General features: G+C 34.5%; 17 protein-coding genes. 2 read left to right on the top strand and 15 right to left on the bottom strand.

What is annotated here, in order from left to right; translation table 11 throughout:
- Window positions 1-125: 125 nt before the first annotated feature.
- From CF599_RS05445 to CF599_RS05405, 9 genes are all read right to left on the bottom strand, one after another.
- On the bottom strand, window positions 126-698 hold the full coding sequence (locus CF599_RS05445) for a hypothetical protein (RefSeq protein WP_121965035.1): 573 nt from the start codon (window positions 696-698) through the stop codon (window positions 126-128).
- A gap of 315 nt (window positions 699-1,013) precedes the next feature.
- On the bottom strand, window positions 1,014-2,219 hold the full coding sequence (locus CF599_RS05440) for a YncE family protein (protein WP_121965034.1): 1,206 nt from the start codon (window positions 2,217-2,219) through the stop codon (window positions 1,014-1,016).
- 9 nt (window positions 2,220-2,228) lie between these two features.
- Window positions 2,229-4,589: a TonB-dependent receptor gene (locus CF599_RS05435; RefSeq protein ID WP_121965033.1), complete on the bottom strand. Its 2,361-nt coding sequence runs from the start codon at window positions 4,587-4,589 to the stop codon at window positions 2,229-2,231.
- A gap of 414 nt (window positions 4,590-5,003) precedes the next feature.
- Window positions 5,004-7,889 carry a glycoside hydrolase family 3 N-terminal domain-containing protein gene (locus tag CF599_RS05430; RefSeq protein ID WP_121965032.1) on the bottom strand — a complete coding sequence of 962 codons (2,886 nt, stop codon included), beginning with the start codon at window positions 7,887-7,889 and terminating at the stop codon, window positions 5,004-5,006.
- 84 nt (window positions 7,890-7,973) lie between these two features.
- Window positions 7,974-8,459, bottom strand: a complete 486-nt coding sequence (locus tag CF599_RS05425) for an ABC transporter ATPase (protein WP_121965031.1) — start codon at window positions 8,457-8,459, stop codon at window positions 7,974-7,976.
- A gap of 4 nt (window positions 8,460-8,463) precedes the next feature.
- Window positions 8,464-9,255, bottom strand: a complete 792-nt coding sequence (locus tag CF599_RS05420; protein ID WP_121965030.1) for a (Fe-S)-binding protein — start codon at window positions 9,253-9,255, stop codon at window positions 8,464-8,466.
- 49 nt (window positions 9,256-9,304) lie between these two features.
- Complete coding sequence (locus tag CF599_RS05415; protein WP_121965029.1) at window positions 9,305-10,630, bottom strand: (Fe-S)-binding protein; 1,326 nt, start codon at window positions 10,628-10,630, stop codon at window positions 9,305-9,307.
- A 64-nt stretch (window positions 10,631-10,694) separates the two neighbouring features.
- Entirely contained in the window at window positions 10,695-11,660 is a 966-nt protein-coding gene (locus tag CF599_RS05410) for an MlaD family protein (RefSeq protein ID WP_121965028.1), read from the bottom strand.
- A gap of 56 nt (window positions 11,661-11,716) precedes the next feature.
- Window positions 11,717-12,892, bottom strand: a complete 1,176-nt coding sequence (locus tag CF599_RS05405; protein WP_121965027.1) for an N-acetylmuramoyl-L-alanine amidase — start codon at window positions 12,890-12,892, stop codon at window positions 11,717-11,719.
- A 122-nt stretch (window positions 12,893-13,014) separates the two neighbouring features.
- On the opposite strand from CF599_RS05405, the gene CF599_RS05400 reads away from it, so the two are divergent.
- Together CF599_RS05400 and CF599_RS05395 are read left to right on the top strand one after the other, a co-directional pair.
- The gene (locus CF599_RS05400; RefSeq protein WP_121965026.1) at window positions 13,015-15,711 is read left to right on the top strand and encodes a putative LPS assembly protein LptD; all 2,697 of its coding nucleotides are present in this window, start codon (window positions 13,015-13,017) and stop codon (window positions 15,709-15,711) included.
- Between the two features lie 61 nt (window positions 15,712-15,772).
- A complete protein-coding gene (locus CF599_RS05395) occupies window positions 15,773-16,153 on the top strand; it encodes a Rid family detoxifying hydrolase (protein ID WP_121965025.1) in 381 nt (126 codons plus the stop codon).
- A 73-nt stretch (window positions 16,154-16,226) separates the two neighbouring features.
- On the opposite strand, the gene CF599_RS05390 is transcribed toward CF599_RS05395, so the two are convergent.
- The 6 genes from CF599_RS05390 to CF599_RS05365 all read right to left on the bottom strand — a co-directional run bounded on the left by CF599_RS05390 (window position 16,227) and on the right by CF599_RS05365 (window position 25,142).
- Complete coding sequence (locus CF599_RS05390) at window positions 16,227-17,282, bottom strand: linear amide C-N hydrolase (protein ID WP_121965024.1); 1,056 nt, start codon at window positions 17,280-17,282, stop codon at window positions 16,227-16,229.
- Between the two features lie 137 nt (window positions 17,283-17,419).
- Window positions 17,420-17,806 carry a methylglyoxal synthase gene (locus tag CF599_RS05385; protein WP_121965023.1) on the bottom strand — a complete coding sequence of 129 codons (387 nt, stop codon included), beginning with the start codon at window positions 17,804-17,806 and terminating at the stop codon, window positions 17,420-17,422.
- Window positions 17,807-17,814: 8 nt separating this feature from the next.
- Window positions 17,815-18,660 (bottom strand): BadF/BadG/BcrA/BcrD ATPase family protein, encoded by an 846-nt coding sequence (locus CF599_RS05380; protein WP_121965022.1) that lies wholly within the window; start codon window positions 18,658-18,660, stop codon window positions 17,815-17,817.
- Window positions 18,661-18,673: 13 nt separating this feature from the next.
- Window positions 18,674-19,675 (bottom strand): type I glyceraldehyde-3-phosphate dehydrogenase, encoded by a 1,002-nt coding sequence (gene gap / locus CF599_RS05375; RefSeq protein WP_121965021.1) that lies wholly within the window; start codon window positions 19,673-19,675, stop codon window positions 18,674-18,676.
- A 23-nt stretch (window positions 19,676-19,698) separates the two neighbouring features.
- Entirely contained in the window at window positions 19,699-20,685 is a 987-nt protein-coding gene (pfkA, locus tag CF599_RS05370; protein ID WP_121965020.1) for a 6-phosphofructokinase, read from the bottom strand.
- A gap of 71 nt (window positions 20,686-20,756) precedes the next feature.
- Complete coding sequence (locus CF599_RS05365) at window positions 20,757-25,142, bottom strand: translocation/assembly module TamB domain-containing protein (RefSeq protein ID WP_254050241.1); 4,386 nt, start codon at window positions 25,140-25,142, stop codon at window positions 20,757-20,759.
- Window positions 25,143-25,330 lie beyond the last annotated feature (188 nt).

Below are 25,330 nucleotides of genomic sequence, written 5' to 3'. Positions count from 1 at the left end.
AGAATGAATTATACAAAACAGAGCAAAATTAGTGATTAAAGCACACTGTAGTGTGGTTTTAGAGCTAATTGAAGCTATGTAAAGTTGAATTTATTAGTAGTAAATGGTAGTTGCAGATTTAAGGTTTACTTAACTTGTATTGTTTTTAAGTTTGCCGAAATAGGCACAGCTTTTACATCGTTATCAACATATAAGAAAAGCATATCACTCGTTTTACCTATTAATATTCCTTCAAGTATTTCTCCTCCTATATATTCTATTTTAATGGATTGTTGCATCAATGTATGTTTATAAGACACTTTTCCATAATAATAAGATGCCATAATGAGATACCATACAAAAACAACAAAATACATAATCCCTTTTACCTTTTTATACCAAGAGTAACGCTCTAGATTAAAAGTAGATTTACTATAACTAAGTGGAAACTTCTCTTGCCAATATAAATCAACTTTAAATAGCGAATATGTTATTAGTATCGTCAGAAATGTAAAAGCTATAATTTTAAAATCAGCAAAAGGGGCTATCAAAAAATCAAAGATAGAAGCATAATCAAAAATATTAATACCAAAGGCATCATACTTCTGATTATTAAACAGCATTCCTATCCCTATAGCCATTAAATAAGCTAGAGTAAGTACAAGTTGCATTGACTTAAGTACTTTGTTTATAATCTCTTTAATAATATTCTCATTCATAAGAGTATCTATTAGCAAACTTTCATTAATATAGACTGTAGTATATCAAATATATAAATATTTCTAATTAAATCTAGAAAAAGTATAAAATCCATTTGATACTATTAGAAAAGGCATAGATATAACACCTATGCCTAATCACCATACAAAAAAATTATTATTACCTTAAATCCGCAGATAACGTTTAAACGAGAATGAATTGTACAAAACAGAGCAAGATTAGATTAAAGCACACTGTAGTGTGGTTTTAGAGCTAATTAAAGCTATGTAAAGTAGAATTAATTAGCAGTAAATGGTAGTTGCATTTTTGAGGTATTATTTGTCATAAAACTTATCAAATCTTGCAAAACCTGATATCTTATCTGGAATAGACATCCCTTTAGTTACCTTATCTGTCTTCAGATCATAGATCCAAACATAGTTACCCCCTTCAGCACTATTAATCGCTATATAAGCTTTATTATCATCCGTAAAGAACCCTAACTCATAAGGTTCGTCTAATGGTAGTTCTGTCAATGTTCTAACGACACGTTTAGTTTCTAAATCAATAATAGCATAACGCGCATTATAACTTCCGCCTTTAGAAGTATCTCTATAAGAAATTATCATCTTATTATCTCCTATATAATCTAAAGCAGTCTCTGGTCTTATACCACCTAATACTTGAGATAAATTCATACTATAGGATTGATCTGAAGTTTGTTCACCTGTCTTCGCTCTAAATAAATATATATCATTTTGACCTGTCTCAGGACGTGGATAGCAAGTGTAATAAAACGTAGCGTTATCTTTAATAAATGAGTTTTTAAAATAAGGGGAACCACTTCCTATACCTAGGCTACGTGTGTCTTTATCAGTCTTAATTACCTTAAAGTCGCTATACGCTACTGTAGCAAAATTATGAAACTTCGGAGTAAGCCATTTATCATCTCTAAACCCATATTGCATATACACCACTCCGTCCATATAAGCTATTGCTCCGATGTCATAATGGTTATAACCTTGAGGGAACGTTTCTAATCCCTCTATTACTCCTTGCTTAATAACTTTTAATGTCGTGGTATCAAATACAGCGTAACGAATTTGTGCAGAATCATTTGGTAATCCCAATACCAATAAAGTCTTACTATCAACCCACGTAAAAGAAGAAACATCATTAATATAGGTAAAAGGCACTTCTAATTCGGTCACTAACTTATCCTTTGTGTACTTCATTTTCTTAAATACCCCCTGATCAGTCTTATAGTTATAGATATACCCATTCTTTACAATATAGGCATAGGTACCTTTAGAGTTAATCTCATCCCCTTCTCTATTTAAGTCGATTATTCCTTGAGTAACATCATTAGTACCCGTCATATAATGTACAGTATTAGGCCAGCTACCTAGTGCAGATAATAAAAAGTACTTATAGGTCTCTTCTCCTTCAAATCCTCCACTTGACGAAGGTTCTTTACTACATCCTACTGCTGTTAATACAAGTAATAAAGCAGAGACGATTGAATATATTTTATGTTTCATCTGTAATGTCTATTTTAAAGAATATCTGAATTTGAAATAAAAGGCTCTACCTTGTTTTTGTAACTTAAAATTGTCATAAGCAAGAGCGTCGCCAACATTAGTACAGTTTAAAGCAAAGTTATACTTTCCTTTTGCCATAGAGTAACTAACACCTACATCGTGTAGCGTCTGACGAGGGATAGTTGGTATATTGCGTTTGTTTCCATACGCTTGCCAGTTTTTATAGAACCACTCTGTCATACTAACTCCCCAAGACACTTCGATACGAGAGTCTTTCTGAAACAAATCATCCTGTCCTACACTCACATCTATATTTCCGTATAACCAAGGTTGGTTAGGTACTTCTTTTTTATACGTAGCTGACTCTACATTATCGCTCTTATTAGCATACTGTGTATTATCATACGCATAATTATAAGTAATGTTAGCCATTACATTCACGATATTCTTATACTTATAATTAAACTCCCCTTCTACCCCTTTAGTAAAGATATTAGACAAGTTCTCATATTTAAAAGTACTACTATATAAGTTAGGAACAGTGTAGATGTAATCTTTCGTATCTCTAATATAACCTGCCACATCCACACGCATAAAGTGATCTCCAAAACTCTGACTATAATACGTCCCTAAATTATAATTATTACTATTCTCCGGTAGTAAATTCATATTACTTGTAATAGATATACCATCACCGAATATCTCTTGTGTCTCTAATAATCGATACGCTTTCTCGAAAGATGCTTTAACACCCCACTCATTCGTTATCTTAAAAGTAGAAGCTACACCATATCCCCAGTTACCAGTTTGATTTTTTACAGATGTACCAGTTTTAGTCCATGCATTCCATATTGTTTTTTGCAAATCAACCATATAGTATTTCCCAAAGAACAAATTAGTCCAACGCTTATCAAACCAATCCTGTTGGTAGTTAAACGAGAATATTTGCTTTGCCATCTTAGCTGGAGGAGTCGTTTCTTTACTTTCATACACCGCATTGTAAGTAGTGTTCTTGTTATAATCTAACATATAATTTAGATTAAACTTATGAAAATCATTAATTCGATACTCCGTAGTCAACTGAGAGAATACGCGTTCTGTATGTTGTCTAGTTAATGATAATCCACCTAATTCACTAGCAGATGAAGGTAAGTAACTACCATCCCAACTATACTTGCGCATCAAGGTATCAGTCCCTTTGTCAAGGCTTTTAGAATATCCTAAGTAGTAATTAATATCAAATCGACCATTCATTAAGTCTTTCTTCTTGTACTTTAAGAAGTAGTTATTCGCATCACCTTTTTGCTTTACTCCACCATAAACAACCTCTTGATTAGAACCTGTTTGAATTTGTTTGTCAAAAAGAGAATGTGATAACCCTACAAATAACATATCAGCCCAAGACTTATCTTCAATACCGAATTCGGTCATCACGAACATTGATTTGTATTGATCATTAAAGCGCTTCACATCTCTATACTCATACTTACCAGCAGTAGCGTTATAGATCTTCATATCACGCATCTTATAATCATTATCAGAATAATTATAGAACGTATTTAACCTCATTACAATACCTGTCTTTTGATCCTTAAGCTGACCGTTTAGATTCACTTTATGTGTATTAAACGAACCTGTAGTATAACTGGCATCTAAATAATCTTTAGAGCTTCCGTTAGTGATAATATCAACAGCACCTCCCATAGCATCCGTACTTAAGTGTACAGGTACCACACCTTTATAAATCTCCACACGCTTAGCCATATTAATAGGTAGCGTATTCATATCTACACCTTTTCCTAACATCTCTAAAGGAACACCATCTATAAAGAACTTTACAGACTTACCTGACATACCATTAACTGAGAAGTTGTAATCTGATCCTACACCTCCTTGTTGTCTAACCTTAATTCCGCTACTTTTATTAAGTATCTGGTTTAAGTCAAAAGTACTATTCGCCATCTTCTGCATATCCACAGCACTAACAGTAAAGGCTTGCTCTTTTAATGCATCCACTTTACCCTTCACACTTACCACCACATCATCTAAGACAGATGAATCCTCCTGCATAGTAATACTTAAAGATTTAGGACTAGCATTAAACTGTACGCTTCGGCTCTCCTCAGCAAAACCAACATAACTAAATAATATAGTATGCTGTCCAGCAGAGTACTGCAATTCAAACTTACCATCTAAATCAGTTTGAACCCCTACTGTACTTCCTTTAATGGTTACAGATACACCTATTATCGGTGTCTTTTGTGAATCTAGAACGATTCCTTGAACTTTATTTAAAGTTCCTTGAGCACTTATTACACAAGGGAAAACAAGTAACAAGAAACATAAAAATACTTTCTTATACGGTCTCATTATTTAAATTTGTTATAAATAGCAAAAGTATTGGCATTGTTAATAAAAACCAAAGAAATACGTATTTATTTTTAAAGAGTCTAATTAACAGTAGCCTTCACCTAGAACAACATTCTTATAAACGACTACTTACAAAGGAAAATAAGGAAACCATTTGATTGTCAGAATTAACACCTTTAACTTAAAACTAACTCTGCTCTAACTCCAAGCCCGACAGTAGAAGAATACGAGAACAATCCTTCGACAAAAAAGCCCTTTTTCTAGCAATACCTAAGGAATTCCTCACGAATAGTGCAAGGATTTTGTAGTCGTAGAACCCACTATAAACAATCTCCAATAAGCAAATAGGCAATAACTCGTCCATTTTAAGCCATAAAAAAAGCACAGCCTAAGCTGTGCTCCATTCTTATTTGATTAGTCTTTAATCGACTCGTAAATCACTTTCTGAATATCTTCTCTAGTATTTGCCTTAGATAGATTATTTACATTACTATCTGGATAAGTACGATTAGACAAGAATACATATACTAAATCTTTCTCTGGATCTGCCCAAGCCATTGTTCCTGTGAATCCTGTGTGTCCAAAACTTGACATTGAAGCACATCCACAAGTAGGTCCAGCAGCACCTGGTTTTTGTGGTTTATCAAAACCAACACCTCTTCTACTTCCTTTAGCACAGTAAACACATTCATTAAACGCATCAAAAGTACTCGTAGAGAAGAAACGCTCACCACCATATTCTCCTTTGTTTAAATATAGTTGCATCATCTTAGCAACATCTAAAGCAGAACCAAATAGCCCAGCGTGACCTGCTACTCCGCCTTGCATAGCTGCTCCCATATCATGTACATATCCTTGAACTGTAGTATAACGATAATAATTATCTTCTTCGGTAGGTGGAATCACATTAATATCAAACTTACGCAATGGCAAATAAGTCAAGCGCCAAGCTCCCATCTTGCTGTAAAACTCACTATCTACTACTTGGTCTAGAGGTTTATGATACTTACTCTCTACAAACTCTTTCATCATAATAAATCCTAAATCACTATACTTATAGTCTTTTTTAGAACTCAATGTTGACTCTCCTATTTGCTTAAGCATCTCATTAGTATACCCCTTTTTAATATAAAGGTTTTCTGACACTTGCGTAGGATACTCTGGTGTATAAAAATAACTATATAAACTAGGATCAGGACGATTATTCTCTGCCAATGTTCTTTTGTAGAAAGGAATCCACGCTACTAAACCAGACTGGTGCGTCAATAAATCTTTAAACGTAATATCTTCTTTATCTGTATGCTTCATTGCAGGAACTAAAGTTCCAAGTTTAGAATCCATCTTAACCTTGTGTTCATCATACATCTTAACCAATACTGGTAGAGTTCCTAATATCTTTGTCAGAGAAGCTAAGTCGTATATATCAGTATTTTGTACTGCAGTTGCTTTATCATAAGTATGGTATCCAAAAGCTTTTTGATAAACTACCTTACCATGTCTAGCTACCACTATTTGAATTCCCGGTGTATATTTCTTATCAATAGCACTCTGAGCGATACCATCTATCCTAGCTAAAACCTTAGGATCCATTCCCTCATTAGCTGCTGTAGAAAAACCTAAACGGTCAATCGCTTTAGTTGTAATCCCTGTATCCACTGTGAATTGATTACTGATAGATACTGGTAACTTTCCTTTTGCACCTATCGCTCCAAAAAGAATCTGTACAGCTGCATCTTGAGCAAACTTATTATTTTGATAACCAACTACTACAGCGTTAACATTGTTAGTAGGAACACTAGATAGTGCATAAGGTTTAGCAAAAGACACTAGTACCGTTTTATTTTTACTAGATAGGTTGCGTACTAAAGCTTTCTCACTATCAGACATATCATGCTTACGCCAAGGGTTATCTACTTTATGATATCCTACAACGATAGTACTAAATCCTGAAAGATCGCCTAAACTATCGGGTTTTATAATGTTTAATTCTGTAACATCTGCATAGTTACGCATCATATCTAAAAACCCACGTCCATCATCATCACCTATTTTTACATAGGCTATCTTTTGTTTCTCTAAATGTTTAAAAGGAATAAGTTTATCATCATTTTTAACAATCGTTATTGCCTCTTGGTAAAGTTGTTGATTTAAATCATCATATATAGGCGCATTTAAATCTTCTACTAATTTATTCACTTCGATCGGAGTGAATTTATTCATTCCTGACTTATACTTATAAGCCAATACTTTCTTTACAGAATGGGCTAAACGCTCCTCTGTAATATCTCCTAGATTATAAGCTTCTAATATCTTCGCTAAAGCAGTAGGAACATCCTCTGAAAATAACAATAAATCGTTACCTGCCTTAAAAGCGGCTAAATCTACCTCACCTGGTTTAAGAAAGTTAGAAGCTGCTTTCATATTTAAAGCATCTGTAAAAACTAATCCTTCAAATCCTAACTCCTCCTTTAATAGTTTAGTCACTACATTATATGAAAGTGAACTTGGCACATTAGGATCAGGCTCAATCGCCGGCAAGTTTAAATGAGCAATCATTACACTTGACAATCCTTCATCAAATAACTTCTTATAAGGATATAACTCAACTTTATTTAATCGTGTCTTATCAAAATCAATAACAGGCAACTTATGGTGAGAATCAGTTGATGTATCACCATGTCCTGGGAAGTGTTTCCCTGTCGCAAAGATATTTTGACTTTGATATCCTTTTGTAAATGCTGCTGCTCTATCTGTAACTATCTCTCTAGTCTCACCAAATGAACGAACACCAATAATAGGGTTTTTAGGGTTGATATTAATATCTAATACAGGTCCAAAGTTAAACTGCATACCTAAACGCTTTGTTTGCATAGCCATAGCCACCCCCACTTTCTCAATTAAGTCAAGATCTTGAACAGCTCCTAAAGTCATATTAAAGGGAAAGCGATAGGTATCTTCTAAACGCATACTCAATCCCCATTCACCATCGATCCCTACTAACATAGGTATACGACTAAGAGCTTGTAAACGATTAGTCATATTAGCTTGCTTCACTGGTCCTCCTTGAAAGAAGATCAAACCTCCCACATGTTGTTCTTGCACAAGTTTCTCCAAACTCTGCACATGCGCTTCGTTCTTATTTGAATAAGCAGCGATCATAAAGAGCTGACCTATTCTTTCTTCTACACTTAATTTATTATATACACTATCTACCCATTGCGTTTGTCTAGTAGTATTCACTTTCGCTTGTCCGAAAGCACTAGACGCTACTAAAAGTAGTATTACAGTCAGTCTTTTCATCAGTTCTTTTTTAAGTCAAAAAAAAATCATCACCAAAAGTCTATTTGATGATGATTTTGATATCGTAAATATAATTATTAGATTCTATTTAAAAAAGCGTGAATGCCAACTTTCCTCTGCCGGAACCTCCCAAAATTCTCTAAATTCTCCTAAATTATTAACTAAATTATTGAATACAATCGTATTAGCAGAAACTGCTTTTGATTTTACAAGGCTTTTAAATTCAATTAAAGTTTTAAAAGCGATAAATTCACCTGTTTTATAGGTTACATTCATCTTATCTAATAAATCTACACTATACTTCTGCTCAAGGTCTTGTATCACGCGTACAGATGCATCGATAGAGCATCCTGAAGCAGGATGAACTTCTTGATCTACTGCTAAAACGATAAAACGATTATAGAATATCTTATAAGAAGCTTCTAAAGGCGTAGCATGTGCTGCCCACTCAGCTACGAATGCCGCTAAGTCTTTATCTATATCTTGAACCTCTTCATCTGAGAATTTACGATTAGATTGGTAAATCCAAACTCTCGAATGATCAGGCATCTCTTCAAATGGTTTGTACATAATATTATAAATCTTCTGCGTTAGCGATTAACTCAGCTACGTCTAATACTTTCACTGAGGTTTCTTTATCTTTAAACTTAACTCCATCTGTAAGCATTGTGTTACAGAATGGACATCCTGCAGCGATAATCTCTGCATTTGTATCTATAGCTTCTTCAGTACGTTCTACGTGTACTTCTTTCGTTCCGTGTTCTGGCTCTTTAAAAAGCTGTGCTCCACCAGCTCCACAACATAATCCATTCTGTTTAGAACGCTTCATTTCCACTAACTCAGCATCTAACTTCTCGATTAGTTGACGAGGTGCTTCATACACTTGGTTAGCTCTCCCTAAATAACATGGATCGTGGAAAGTAATTCTCTTTCCTTTGAATTGTCCACCTTCTATCGTTAATCTTCCTTCATCAAGTAAAGATTTTAGAAATTGTGTATGGTGAACTACTTCATATTTTCCTCCTAAATCAGGGTATTCATTTTTGATTGTATTAAAACAGTGAGGGCATGCCGTTACTATCTTCTTTATTTCATATCCATCTAATACTTGGATATTCATCATAGCTGCCATTTGAAAAGCAAACTCATTACCAGCTCTTTTTGCTGGATCACCAGTACATCCTTCTTCTGTACCAAGTACAGCGAATGACACATTAGCTTTATTTAATATCTTTACGAATGCTTTTGTAATCTTTTTTGCTCTATCGTCAAAACTTCCTGCACAACCAACCCAAAAAAGTACTTCTGGTTGTTCTCCTCTTGCCATCATCTCTGCCATTGTAGACACTACTAAATTTGCTGACATAATATTGTATGTATTGAGATAATCCACTAGGGATTATGATAGTTAATGTTTAATTCTCGTCTTTCCAGTTTAAGCGATCCATTTGGCTATACTGCCATGGAGCTGCATTGTTCTCGACATTCTGCATCATGTTGTTCAACTCTATTGGAGCAGCACTTTGTTCCATAACAAGGAAACGACGCATATCCATAATAATAGAAAGAGGACTAATATCGATAGGACATTCTTCCACACATGCATTACATGTATTACAAGCCCATAACTCTTCTGGAGTAATATAATCATTTAATAATGTCTTACCATCATCTACGAACTGACCATTATTAGCATCCATTATCTTACTAACGTCTTCTAAACGATCACGTGTAGACATCATAATCTTACGTGGAGATAGTTTTTTACCTGTGATATTCTGTGGACAAGAAGAAGTACAACGACCACATTCAGTACATGAATACGCATTTAATAACTGAACCCAATTTAAATCCATAACATCTTGTGCTCCGAACTTTTCTGGTTCTCCTACTGGTTCAGCAGGCGCCGCATACGGATCAGCATTAGGATCCATCATTAGAGAAACCTCTTTTTTAACTGCTTCAAGATTATCAAACTCCCCTTTCGGTTGTAAGTTTGCAAAATATGTGTTTGGGAAAGCTAAGAAAATGTGTAAGTGCTTAGAATAGTATAAGTAGTTCATAAACACCATTACACCCGCAATGTGTGCCCACCAACAAAAACGCTCTATAAATGCAACAGTAGCAGGATTAATACCATCAAAGATAGGACTGATTAAACCTGATATAGGAAAAGATCCCACTGCAGTATAATGTGTATAACCAATACTCTGTAAGTAATAATCAGCAGCATTCATGATTAAAAAGAAACACATCAATATCGTTTCGATGTAAATAATGTTATTCGCATCACGTTTAGCCCATCCTTCTAACTCAGGTTGATTAAGACGCTTTAACTTAAGTACATTTCTACGAATCCAAAATACTACTACTCCAAAGATTACCAAGAAAGCAAGTACTTCAAAGATTCCTATTAAAGCATTATATGCTGTACCTAAAAAGCTAAAAGCACGATGAGTACCAAACAAACCATCTACAATGATCTCTAGCATCTCAATATTAATAATCACAAACCCTGCATAAACGAAAATATGCAAAATAGCAGGAATAGGTCTTTTCACCATTTTTGATTGTCCTAATGCCACGCGAATCATATTTCTCCAGCGAGCAGAAGAATTGTCAGTTCTGTCAATATTCCTTCCTAATTTGATGTTGCGTATTAGCTTCTTTATATTTTTAATAAAGAATCCAAACCCAACAACTAAAAGAAGTAAAAATAATACTTGGCCTAAATACTCCATAGTCGTAATAATTGTTTCAGTAAATTGTTAGTTTTTTGTTAGTTGGTTAGTTCTTGTTTGTAATCTATTTCTCCACAGCAGGTGCCGCCTCTTCTTTTGTTTCTTGGTAAGGTGTCGCCTTTTTACCAAATAAAGAGAAGTGAACATAACGCTTAGGATTTTCTTTTAAATCTCGTAATAAGCCTTCTAGCTCTTTACTCGCTCCTTCTAAATTACTATAAAGCTGTTCATCTTTTAATAATTTACCAACAGATCCTTTACCATTTTGAATATCACCCATGATTTTATCCATGCTAGCTGTAGCGTTATCTAAGTTAGCAAAAGTAGATTTGATATCCAAAGTTTTTAAATCAGTAGACAGAGAAGCGAAGTTACTACTCATCGTGTTTAAGTTAGATAAAGTACCATCTAACTTAGGTTGTGTAGACGCAACTAATTTATTGGTAGTAGCCATTAAAGTATTTGCTCCTGTTAAGGTACCATCTAATTGATTAACGGCACTTTTAAGACTAGCTTGTGTATTCTCATCCATTATATTGTTAACAGATGCTAACATGGTATTCAAATTAGCTAAAGCCTCTTCTACCTTTTGTTGTAATGGTGCGATCTGACCAGCTAATTTCTCAGTCATATCTTGTACTACTTCACCTTTTAAAGTTTGTCCAGATTCAGCATAAGTAGTCTCACCAAAAATAGGATCAATCATAATACTCTTCCCTCCTAACAAACCAGGAGAATATATTTTAGCAATACTGTTCTTAGAGATATCAACGTTTTGAGTCATTAAAAGCTCTACTTTTAATTTCCCGCTAACATTATCCAATTCTATTTTTGATACTTTTCCTACTACTAGACCATTAATAGTAACTGTTGAAGACATTGTCAGTCCCTCCACGTTATCATATTCTACATAATATCTAGTACTATTATCAAATAGGTTTCTTCCTTTTAAAAATGAGTATCCCCAAATGAACAAACCAATTGCTCCTAATACTAAAATTGCTGTTTTAATTTCTCTTGATATTTTCAAAACTTTCCATTTTTATAACACACAAAAATAAACTTTTATTTCTAAAGCGCTTGATATTATTTTATTGCTTCCTCTACTGTGATTGAGTTACCATTTTTAAATGCAACGATAAAAGCAGAACTATGTCCACTATTCTTCGCTACTTTCAAATTCTCTTTCGCTGTATCATAGTCACTTGTCTCCCCATAGTAGTATCTACTTAGATTACCCGCTCTCATTGTAGTAACTCCTCTTAGTCCTTTAAAATTTTCTGGTCTAAGTGATAATTCTTTAGATCCAGCTGCAATTTGCACTTTAAAAATGATACCATTATTCTTTGAACTACTTTCTTTTCGCGGCGTTGTATTTTCTTTTGCTACTTCTTTTGAAGTGTTTTTCACTTCTCTAGTATTATTTTTAGTTGCACTAGAATCTTTAGCAACAGTCTTACTTGACGAATCAGCCACTACTAAAGTTTTACTTCCCCCGTAGTATGCTGCTTTATAATTAATAATTCCTTGAGCGATAGAAGTAGCTAACTCTTTCTGTCCTCTACTTGATGTCAAATAGCTTCCCTCTTCTGTATTAGATACAAATCCAAGCTCTATAAGAATACTAGGCATAAAAGCACCATGCAATACCCAGAAAGGTCCTTGCTTCACTCCCCTATTCTTTCTTCTTAAATCATTAGTAAAGCCATCTTGAACTCTACTCGCAAGATCAATACTCTGATGTACGTAATCTTCTTGAATTAATGTTAGACCTATAATAGACTCTGGTGATGACGGATCAAATCCAGCATACTTAGTCTTATAATCGTCCTCCATCATAATTACCGAGTTCTCCGTTTTGGCAACATCTAAATTAGATTTGTTCTTACTAAGACCCATTACGTAAGTTTCAGTACCTGATGCAGCTTCAGAATTCACACCGTTACAGTGAATAGATACAAAGACATTACCGTTATTATTATTAGCAAGTACAGATCGTTCTTTCACAGGAACGAATACATCAGTCTTACGTGTATAATATACATCAATATCAGATTGTCTCTCTAATATTCTCCCTACTTCTAACGCAACAGCAAGTACAATATCTTTTTCAACATTCTTTTTATGGTTAGTACCAGTGTCTTTTCCTCCGTGTCCAGGATCCAAAACAACCTTAAACTTCTTACCATTCTGTGCACTTACAGAAAAACTTAATAATACAACGGCTAATAAAGCAAACAGCTTAAAACGACTGTAATTCATATAATGGATATTTATAGTGTTTTATAATTTAAATAAAAATACATTTTTCAAAAAAAATATATGTAAGTTTGACACGTTAAAAACAACGCGCTTAATTTTACAAAAATAGCATATATATAGGTTTGCGAACAAATATTTTTAATATCGTTTTCATTTTATCTGTTTTCGGAGCAACTTTAACTCAAAAAAGTATTGCACAAGACTACAATAAAAAATTTACAACTGTAAATACTACAATCAAAAAAGACTCTATAGTAACTATCAAAGATACTATGGAACAACCTGTTGTGTCTAAAAAAGACATTACTAAAACCCCAAAAGACACATTAGCTCCTAAGAAAAAAGCGCTACTTGAAGATATGGTCTATAGAAAAGCTAAAGACTATGAATCTCTAAACTTAGCCAAAAAAGAAATTACATTATATAATGAGGCTGAGATAAAATATCAAGATTATGAACTTACTGCTGGTAAAATCGTTTTCAACTATGAGAAAAACGAAATATATGCTGGTGGTATTAAAGATAGTGTTGGTAAAATGTCTCAATATCCAGTATTTAAACAAGGAGGTCAAGTTGTAGAACCTGATTCTATTCGTTTTAATACAAAAACGAAAAAAGCCCTTGTATTTAAATCTCGTACTTCTCAAGGTGAATTCAGAATCAAAGCTCAAGTAAGTAAAAAAGAGAATGACTCTGTTTACTTTATGAAAGATGTAATCTTTACTACTGCTAAAGATTTAGATGATCCTGAATACTACTTCCGTACAAATAAAGTAAAACTAGTACCTGGTAAAAAAGTAGTGACAGGGGTGACTAATATGGTTATCGCTGATGTACCTACTCCACTAGGACTTCCTTTTGCTTTTTTCCCTATGTCTGAGAAAGCGGAGTCTGGATTTATATTCCCAAGTTTCGGAGATACAAACCAACAAGGTTATTATATCCAAAATGGTGGATACTATTTTGCCATTAGCGATAAGATGGACTTAAATGTATTAGGAGACTACTATACCAATGGAAGTTGGGGAATACGCTTAAACAGTTCATACGCACAGCGATATAAGTATAACGGTAGAGTATTAATTAGATACGAGAATAATATCTTTTCAGAGAGAGGTCTACCAGACTATATGTCTAGTAAGCTTTATAACATCCAGTGGAATCACAGTCAAGATGGTAAAGCTAATCCTAACTCAAGATTCTCTGCTTCTGTTAACTTAGGTAGTAGCCAATACTTTAGACAATCAAATAACACATATAACGTAGGTGCTTCAATGAACAACACGATGAGTTCATCTGTTAGTTACCAACGTACCTTCGAAAGTGTACCTCAAGTGAATATGTCACTTACAGCAACACACTCTCAATCGACAAATACAAAAGAGATCAATATGACTCTACCTACACTACAAGTGAACGTAGACCGTGTATTCCCTTTTGCTCCTAAATTTGGTTCTAAAAAAGGAATCATCAAAAACTTAAACTTCTCATACTCTGTTCGTGGAGAGAACCGTGTTAAGACACATGAAGACTATTTCTTTAAAAGAGAAATGTTTGACAGTTTAAACACTGCATTCCAACACAGTATTCCTATTGCTACTAACTTTAAAGTGTTTAAACACTTCTCAGTTACAGCAGGAGCTTCTTATAACGAGGTATGGTACTTTAACACAATAGAGAAAAAATACAATGCTCAATCTAATAAAGTAGATGACATTCGTGTAAATGGATTTGATAGTTTTAGAACATATAGTGCAAATGCAAGTGTTGGTACCACTATCTATGGTACTTTCAACTTTGGAGAAGACAAAAGGATTCAAGCTATTCGTCACGTAATGCGTCCTAGTGTTGGGTATTCATACACACCTAGTTTTGAGCAATACTACGACACCTATGCAATAGATGCTACTGGACAAACAATGCAAGACTATACCCGATTCCAAGGAGGTATATTCGGAGCACCAGGTAGATATAACTCTAATATGATGTCGTTCAACTTAAGCAACACTTTTGAAGCTAAAGTTCGTGATGATCAAAATGAAAAAGGAGAACCAAAGAAGGTAATGCTTTTAAATAGCCTTAACCTTTCTACAAGCTATAATATGTCTGCTGACTCTCTTAAATGGGCTCCAATGCGTTTAAGTGCAGGAACAGCAATATTTAAAGACAAGATGCAGATTAACTTTGGTGCTACGCTTGACCCGTATGCATTAGACAACAACAACCGCCGTATAGATACTTATAACATCAATAATGGTGGTAGTTTATTTCGTCTAACAAGTGCTAATATGACCATAAACTGGTCAATGTCTAGTAAAGATGCAATGTTCGGTGGAGCTGAAGACAAAAAGAACCAGAACTCGGTAGATAATGGTGGACGTGCAGATGACTTATTTGGTAGAGCGGTAGACCTAGGTAATCAGCGCAAAAGTACACTAGGTGATGAGAATGATGACAAACCATTTGGTGGATTCTTTAATGCAAAACTCCCTTGGGACTTGACATTTGCTTACTCCATGACATATAATAACTCATCAAGGCAAAACGAGATAGTCAATAACTCAGTCATGATGTCTGGTAACATAGAAGTCACACCTAACTGGAAAGTAGGTTTTTCTACCGGTTATGATTTTGTTCAAAAAGGGGTTACTTTTACGCAGTTGCGTTTTGAACGTGATTTAAAGAGTTGGAGAATGGACTTCTCTTGGGTACCTATCGGAACGTATACTAGCTGGGGATTCTTCATCGGTATTCGCTCTTCAATGTTAAGTGATATCAAGTGGGAGAAACGAAAAGCTCCAGACAAATTATATAGATAAAATAACTTTTTAAGAGGAGGCGTATTATATACTCCTCCTCTTCTTATCTAAATGATAACTTATGAAAAAAATAATCAATTCAGACAAAGCACCTGCTCCTATCGGACCGTATAATCACTCAGTTATGACTGGTGACTTATTATTCATCTCTGGACAAATCCCATTTAACCAAGCTACAGAGACTCTTATAACAACAGGAATAGAGGATGAAGCAAAACAAGTAATGGCTAACTTAAATGCTATACTAGAAGCAGCTAATATGACTTTCGAAAATGTAGTTAAAGCAACTATCTTCTTAACTGATATGAATGACTTCGCTAAAGTTAATGAGATATACGGAAGCTTCTTTACAGCAGCTACAGCACCTGCAAGAGAATGCATCCAAGTAGTAAAACTACCTAGAAACGTAAATGTGGAAATATCAATGATCGCTTCTAAATAAGGATCCTTTACAACATAAGAAAGAGGCTATTTTAATTACTTAAAATAGCCTCTTTTTATATCTATAGAAACGATTAAATTCCTAAGAACTGGAATGGTTTCGTTACTTCTAATTTGTTATTTACTAAACCTGCGTGTTGTTGTTTCTTAGATACATCTAATTTTCTAACACCTCCTTTAGCACTAAAGTCAATTGCTTTTAAATCTAGCCACATAGGCGTTAATGCAATCGGATCTTCATAGTAATACACTAAATTCTTTTGATCAGAGACCGTTCTCCACTTAGTAGAAGACAAGTTAGGCTCGCCATCGATATGCACACCATAAGGCACAGATACATTTCTTATAATACTGAAAGCAGCACCTACAGATACGCGTTCATCAGCACTTTGCTCTACAGCCGTTGCATAATAAGAAGCACGTGCAAATCGATCTTCTGATCTACCTGTACCTGGTAATACTTTATTTCCAGGCAAATAGTTCCAATAATCTCTTATCGCTAATTGTTTATCAAATGTTGGAGAATTTGTCACTACTGTATATGAAGCATCGTGATATACCTTTAATTTCCCATCTATATATTCTAAAACAGCATTATCCCCTTTAGCATCAGATATTGTTAAATGCACAGTAGCTAATGTAGTACGACCTGGCGTGTTTGCAGTTACGACTACTAATGGATTCTTCTGTAAGTCGCTTACAGCTTCATCTACACTAGCATAATTATCTAATACATACTGAGCCCAAGCAGCTAAACTAATCCCTTTATTACTACCTTCTGGATTATAATCAGGATACTGAGACTCTACTAACCATAGAATATTAGCCACCACTCCTTTTTCATTCATTCCATCAGTTGTAGCTATGTCAAATGCAGATGTAATCACACTACCATACTTAGATTTCCACTTAACAGAAGCCTTCCCTACCTCACCAGTACGTTCCATACCTCTAGGAAATACCCAAATATTCGGCATAATCTCTTCTTTCCAGTCCATCGAACGTGCAGTAATTACTGTATTATTCGGTCCCTTATAAACAACACGTGTACAGGCTTCAGCTTCAGATAAGCCAAATATGAATGCTCCAAATACAAAAGCACTCATTAATACTCTTTTTATTCTATTCATACTTACCAAGTTTTGTTTCTACTAATTTAATCTTTTTATTCGAACGATTAATACTTACAAATCAAAAACAATACCAATTAAAGCCAATAAAAAAAGGTGCAACACCATGCACCTTATCTATTTGCTATAATAATAATCTACTCCGTAGTTACATTCTTCATACTTATCGCATTTAACAACAGTTGAGCTGATGCTTCATTTGTCGCTAAAGGAACGTTGTGAACGTCACAAACGCGAAGTAACATATTAATATCTGGTTCGTGAGCGTGTTTTCCTAGTGGGTCTTTAAAGAACAAAACCATTTCTGTTTTTCCCTCTGCCACACGACCAGCTATCTGAGCATCCCCTCCTAAAGGTCCTGAAAGCATTCTTCTCACTTCAAAACCTACGTCTTGAGCCATGCTTCCTGTTGTTCCAGTTGCAATTAACTGAATTCCATCTGCCGATAAGATTGCTCTATTTTTTTTGATAAACTCCAGCATTTCTTTCTTCTTAGCATCGTGTGCTACAATAGCTATTTCCATAATTTATCTTATTTGTGATATTCTATTAAACCATCTAATGGTTTCTGAATTATTTTACCTACTTCAATATTCTGCTCCGCCATAACTTCCCTAAAGTCATCTTGCAAAAAATAAGCGACAGAACCAACAAAGTGAACTGGCACCTCTTTATACTCAGGATGATTTTTAATATAGTGATTAGCAAAGAATGTAATCTCTTTTCTAATCATCTCTTTAAAAAATGGAGTTTGCCTATGTTCTATCAAAAAAGGAAGAAAAGATGCCATATAAGCATTCGGATTCTCTTTTTTATAGAAGTTATACTTTACCACATCTGCATCCAGATCATATTTGCTTTTAAAAGCAGAAGCTAAATCAGCAGGCATCATATTTAAAAACAAACTCTTAAGCATTATCCTACCTAATGAACTACCACTACAGTCATCCATAGCCATAAACCCAAGAGATTGTACACGTTGATGTACTTTCATGCCATCGAAATATGAGACATTAGATCCCGTACCATTAATACAAACAATACCAGATTCACCTCTACCTACTGTAGCATAAATAGCTGCATAAGTATCCTCGTGGATATTGATATTAGTACAGTTGATAAAATAATCTTCTGCAAAATTCTTTACTATATTCTTTGTGCGATCAGATCCACACCCTGAACCATAAAAATAAAGTTCTTTAACCTCGTTTTTGTTTTTACAGATATCAGGCACTGTATTAACACGGGTAAAGAACTCATCTAAAGTAATAACTTCGGGATTTAGCCCAAGACTAGTCACCGAAGTTATAACATTATTATTTTGGTCAAAGAAAATCCAATCTGCCTTAGTGGAACCACTATCGACGATTATCTTCATTCAAAAAAATTAATTATTTTAAGCTATTCATTAAAACAGCCATTTCTACCATCTTAGCTGAATAACCATATTCGTTATCATACCAAGCTACAAATTTAAAGAAAGTACTGTTTAATCCAATACCTGCTTTAGCATCTATAATACAAGTATGTGTATCAGATACGAAGTCTTGAGACACTACAGCATCTTCTGTATACGCCATAACTCCTTTAAGCTCGTTCTCACTTGCTTTCTTAAGTACAGCTAAAATATCTTCATAAGACGTCTCTTTTGCCACTTTTACAGTTAAATCTACTACTGATACGTCAGCTGTAGGAACACGCATAGACATACCTGTAAGTTTACCTTTTAATTCAGGAATAACTTTACCAACAGCCTTTGCAGCACCTGTAGAAGCAGGGATAATATTAGTTAAAGCAGAACGTCCACCTCTATAATCTTTCTTAGAAGGTCCATCTACAGTAAATTGAGTTGCTGTAGTTGCGTGAATAGTTGTCATTAGAGCTTCAACAATTCCGAAGTTATCATTGATAACTTTCGCTAACGGAGCTAAACAGTTTGTCGTACAAGAAGCATTAGAGATTATTGTATCTGTCGCTTTTAATTGTTTATCATTAACCCCCATTACAAACATAGGAGCATCAGCAGAAGGAGCAGAAATCAATACCTTTTTAGCGCCAGCATCGATGTGTTTTTGCGCACCTTCTAATGTTGTAAAAATACCAGTACAGTCAGCTACTATATCTACATTTACTTCATTCCATTTTAATAATGATGGATCTTTCTCTGCTGTTACGCGGATAGTTTGCCCATTAACTACTAAATGACCATCTTTTACTTCAACAGTTCCGTCAAAACGCCCATGTACAGAGTCAAATTTAATCAAATAAGCTAAGTGCTCTACTGCCATTAAATCATTTACAGCCACTACCTCAACGTTAGGGTTTTTAGCAGCTTCTCTTAACATTAGACGCCCAATACGTCCAAAACCGTTAATACCAATTCTTGTTTTCATAATCTTTATGTTTTATTATTTCTTTAAATTGTAATGATATCAGAAACTCTTAATAATTCCTGATCGATAGGTGAATGTCCTTTAACGGCCTGCTCTAATGGAGTAAGTGCTACCTGATCGTTGATTAAACCAACCATATAGTTACTACCTCCCTCTAACAGTGTCTCTACAGCCTTAACACTTAATCTACTTGCTAATACCCTGTCAAAACAAGATGGTGCACCTCCACGTTGCATATGTCCTAAAACCGACACACGCACTTCGTATTCTGGCAAATTAGTCTCCACATACTCTCCTATTTCGAATACGTTTTTCCCTAACTTCTCACCTTCCGCTACAATAACAATACTAGATGATTTTCCTGATTTTTTACTCTTCTTAAGTGATTCAAGTAAACGCTCCATACCCATATTTTCCTCAGGAATAAGAATCTCTTCTGCTCCCGCTCCTATACCAGCATTTAACGCGATATGTCCAGCATCTCTTCCCATAACCTCTACAAAGAATAGACGCTTATGAGAACTGGCAGTATCTCTAATTTTATCTACAGCATCTACCACTGTATTTAATGCAGTATCAAACCCAATAGTGTGGCTTGTACCGTGAATGTCGTTATCTATAGTTCCTGGGATCCCCATTACCGGGATATCGTACTCTTTACTAAGAATCATCGCTCCTGTAAAGCTACCATCACCACCTATAACTATAAGTGCATCTATCTCTGCATTCTTTAAATTATCGTAGGCAGCTTTACGTCCTTCTTCTGTACGGAAAGCTACACAACGTGCAGTCTTTAAAATAGTACCTCCTTTATTTATGATATAATTTACATCGCGGGGCCCAAGTACCTCAAAGTCACCTTCTACCAAACCTTGAAACCCTCTAAATATTCCCACACACATTACATCGTGAAAAGAACAAGTACGAACAATTGCCCTAATTGCTGCATTCATTCCTGGAGCATCTCCTCCAGAAGTTAAGACACCGATCTTTTTAATCGCCTTACTCATATTTTATCGTTTTGAGTAAATTTACGAATAATAGACCATTTTAACAAAATTAGATTGTCTTTATTACACTACTAATTTGTTAAATTATAACTCTCTGTTGACGGCCCTGAACTCTTTCTTCTATTCTCGTAAAACTTGATAAAGTCTCTATTAAAATCAGAGTCAGGCAATTCTTCTGATCTGCTATTTTCTTTCTTAGTCTTACCTCCTTTATCCTTTTCCTTTTCGTCCGCTTTATTTAAGATTTTTGAAAGTAACTCCTTAAAAGTGTCAAAATCTACCTCATATGATAATCCTACACCTTGCGTATATCCGATTCCCTCTCCTATGTAGTTAATATCATTCTCACGGTTAAACACTCTAGCACTTAGCGATCCTGATTCATTAAGACGAAGCATTACCTCGACATCCCCAACGATTACAGACTGTTCTACACCACCTACAGGTACCCCTAGTTTACCATTGACAGAGATGCGATCATTAACCTTCGTAGAGAATGTCACCCCTACACGTCCTTCACTTTGTGTATAAGGATTACGCTCTCCTTGAGCATAGTTTAATCCTACTCTAAACTTATCATCTTCATCAGAGAACAAGTCATCAAAAATACTACTTGCACGCTCAAATAAACTTCCTGCTAATGTAGATGAAGAATTATCTGATGAGAAGAAAGCACCCGTAGCCAATAAAGCCATCGCTTGACGCTCACGAGTGTCTCGATCACTTAATTTATAATCTAACTCTGACTTCACAACCGAACTAACTGTCGGGAAGTTAATCTCAAAGTCAACCTCTGGACTACTTAAACTTCCGTTCAACACAATAGCTACATCCGTAGGTACTTTTCTATTAATAATAGAGTTGTCGATAATCACACTTGGATTTGCATCAGTATGATAAATCGCTTGTAAGTCTAGTATCGCATTCATCGGATCCCCATCCCAACGGATAGTACCATACTTCTTAACGATAAACTTCTTATCTATAAGTCCTCCATATCTAAAGTTATACTCTCCTTCATACGCTTGGAAATCTCCCCACATATTAAACTTACCTAGTGTGTTTATCTCCATCGTGATAAATCCAGCTCCCTTACCACGCATAGCGTGTCCAGACTCTCTATCTAATATAATCTCTATCTGAGCATCTGGCGTAAGTACAAACTCAAAATCAAGCTCTATACCACTATTTCTGTATCTATAATTATCAGTTTCTTTTCCTTTTAATCGAAGTGCTTTCTCTTCAGGAGATAAGAAGTAGATAAAATTATTCTCTCCTGTTCCTTGCGCTTCTTTCAGCGGTATCTTAATTGCCGTTCCCTTATTAGATGTTGCATTAATAGAAATAGCCAACATCTCAACAGGTCCACTTAGTTTAGCTAGACCATTTATAAAAGCAGTTCCGTAATAAATACTACCCTCTTCATATTTCGTATCTAAAGCGAATAAATTAGGTGAAGATAGTGACAGGTTTAATGCCCATTCATTAAACATCTTATGAGAAATATCCCCATCTATAATACCTTCTGTTTTATACTTACTATCAATGATGCGGACTTTGCGTAGGATAAATTGTCTCTCTGTTAAGTCTAATGCCGCATCCTCTTCGAAGTTATAATCTACACCTGTAAACTTAGATTTCATACCTGCATTATTCAAGTGAAGACGACCATTAACTTCAGGTTTTTTAGCTGTTCCTTGAATATTTATCTTACCAGAAGTCGTTCCTCTAACATTAGATACAATAGACGCTAATAGAGGCTCTATTGGCTTCACTGCAAAATCTTTAAATCCAGACTCTAAGTTTAACTGCATTTGTTTATTGACAATATCCAAATCTCCATTCAAATAGAACTTCTCTTTTTCATTATCTACAATAGTAGATTTGACTGTAAATTTCTTTAATCGGTCATCTCCATCTACATTCAAAGCTAAATCACCTAACCTAACTTTATTAATCGCTAGATTCTCGATACCAATATTAACTTTAGGATGGAACACATCTTTTATTTGAGAGAAATGTACTTCACCATCTATATTACCTGCAAACTCAAGATTACTTAAATCAGGCATAATCTTAGCCAAGTCAACTTTTCTAAAATCTAAATCAAAGTGCTTATAAGTAGAGTCTTTCACTGACCCATTCAAATTAACCTCTTGCCCATTATGAGATAACGATAGGTTATCTATCGTAAAGTCCTCTAGCTTCTTATTAAAGACAATCTTGTTCTCTTTATTATCCTTCTCGTTAATACTCCATAAAAAGTCTTTTAAGAATACATCTGATTTTTTAAACCCTACTACAGAAAGATTCTCCTCATTAATAGTATGATATAAGTTCAGATTAAATTTATCCTTACCATGTGCACCTCCTTTAAACTCTGAACGAACAAATAAAGTATCATTATGCGTTACATTAAGTAAGTTAAAGTCTGATATTTTATAAAACTTAGACTTCATACTATCCACTGATACAAAGGCATTATACAATGGGTTAGAATTATTAACATCTAATAATATATTATAGAAGTTAAAATCGTCAATACCTATACTTGGTGAAGAGAAGTTTAGCTTAAATACATTATTATCATTATCAATATTTCCTTCCACGTGTGTAGAAGCACTTACTGTTAATTGAGGTAAGAAAACCTCTATTAATCTATTATGTACAGTAATATCAAAGTCTAAATATTGTTCTTCTTTAATTTTATAAGGCGAATAGTTTGTATACAAACTACCTAATGCATTCGTAAATAATGCTCTTAGATCTTTAAACAAGAACTTACCTTTTACATAACCATCAATAGCTTCTTCTGAACTAAAAGAAATATGACGTTCAGTTTGTTCATTAAAAGCAGAATTCAAAGTAAAGTGTTCGAATATATAAGTATCCTTACTATTGGTATACTCAGTATTCTTCATTGTAAATGTTCCTGCTAGATCATCTAATGTATTACCTGTAGCTTTAAACTCAAACTCTCCCTTAAACTTAGACAGCGTATCATTCACAAGGCGCAGTGCGTGTAAGTCAGCATAATCTACCTGAGCAATAAAATCGTAATTCTTAATCTTTGAACTAAGGTCAATCATCCCATTAAAATCAAGTTTTAAATTAGGATCCTCACTGTGTACAAGCCCTCGGTAGTATGGCATTTTCATCAACCCATCTATCGCAATATTAGTATACTTATACTTAGCAAATACAAATGAGAATACATCTCCTTTAATAGAAGTATTTAGTGATTTTTGATTAAAACCAACACCGTCTATCTCTAAATCCAATGAAGTAACACCGAAATTATTATCTTTAATAAACCCTCCTAGGTCAAACTGTTCTAATACTACATTACCCTTATACTTTGCCAGATCTGGGTTATCTAAATTCTCTATTTCGACTACTGCTTTACCTTTACCGATACCAGTTAACATTTCCACATTAGTCTTTAAGGTACGCTTAGTCATCTCGATCTCACCGTGAAGATCTACACTTCCTAGAGTTGACAACTCAGCAGGTAGTTTATCTGCTAATATTTCAGGCATTAGCCCTACTATATTATCTCTTGTGATAAACAGTCTATCGACATTAGCATTCATCCAGAAAGGCTTGTCTTTATCAAACACATTCTTAAAGTGAAACAATCCTCTGACATTAGACATATTCTGATCCACTAGATTTACATTCTTCATATAGAAATCATTCATCACACCATCAATATGCCCACTTACATAGACCATTTTGTTTTGTGAGAATATTCCTGTGAAGGCGTTGATATCAGAAGAATTAAGTGCAGCCTTACGTATCTCGAAATTCCACTTTACTTTATCTACGAAATACTTCATATCCCCTAAAGCATATGTAAACTCTAGATCCCCTTCTATAGCAGATTTTTTTGTTTTAAGATCTAACTTCTCCATAGAGATACTAGTCTTGGTATGTGTAAACTTACCTGACAGATTCTTTACACCTAACCCCCAATTATCTTTAAAACTAGACTTTAAGATAGTCGCATAGATATTAGGCCCTTTAATAAAGAAGTCCTCAACATCTCCATTAATATCTTTAAAATCTATAGCTACAGGAGTAGCTGCTGTATCATCTGATATGATCAAATGTGTATTTTTTATACTGACTTTAGAAGACTTTAATCTAAACTTACCTTGCCCCTCTTTACCATCGTCAAAAGCATTGATAAAATGGTCTAATGTAGTCAGTTCTTCTCCTTTATATTTATGAATTCTTAGATATAATCCATCTACAGATGCCTTACCAAAGTAAAGTCGCCCCTGTATTAGCTCATTAAAATCTAGTATATTAGTAGAGAAAGCCTCTATCTCTATGAAGTTGGTATCGTGATTATCTTTCGCTGTAACCTCTTTTAACGTTACTTGCCCAAATATGTTTATATATAGCTTTTCAATTTCTAATCTTGTCCCAAACTCACTATTGATCTTGTCCATAGCTTGCTGAGCTAGAAAGGTTTGAACCATAGGTAAAGCCAATGCTCCCGCAATGATTATGATCAAGCCAAACACACCTAATATCAGGCGAAAAAGTATTTTATTAAATTTTTTGATAACGTTTAATGTTTTAAATTTGCCCCAATCTACCCTTCGTTTCTTTAAGAAACTCAACAATTAGCAAATTT

The sequence above is a fragment of the Myroides sp. N17-2 genome (genome assembly GCF_002286775.1).
GTDB lineage: Bacteria > Bacteroidota > Bacteroidia > Flavobacteriales > Flavobacteriaceae > Flavobacterium.
This window is presented reverse-complemented; position numbering and strand designations above follow the sequence as displayed.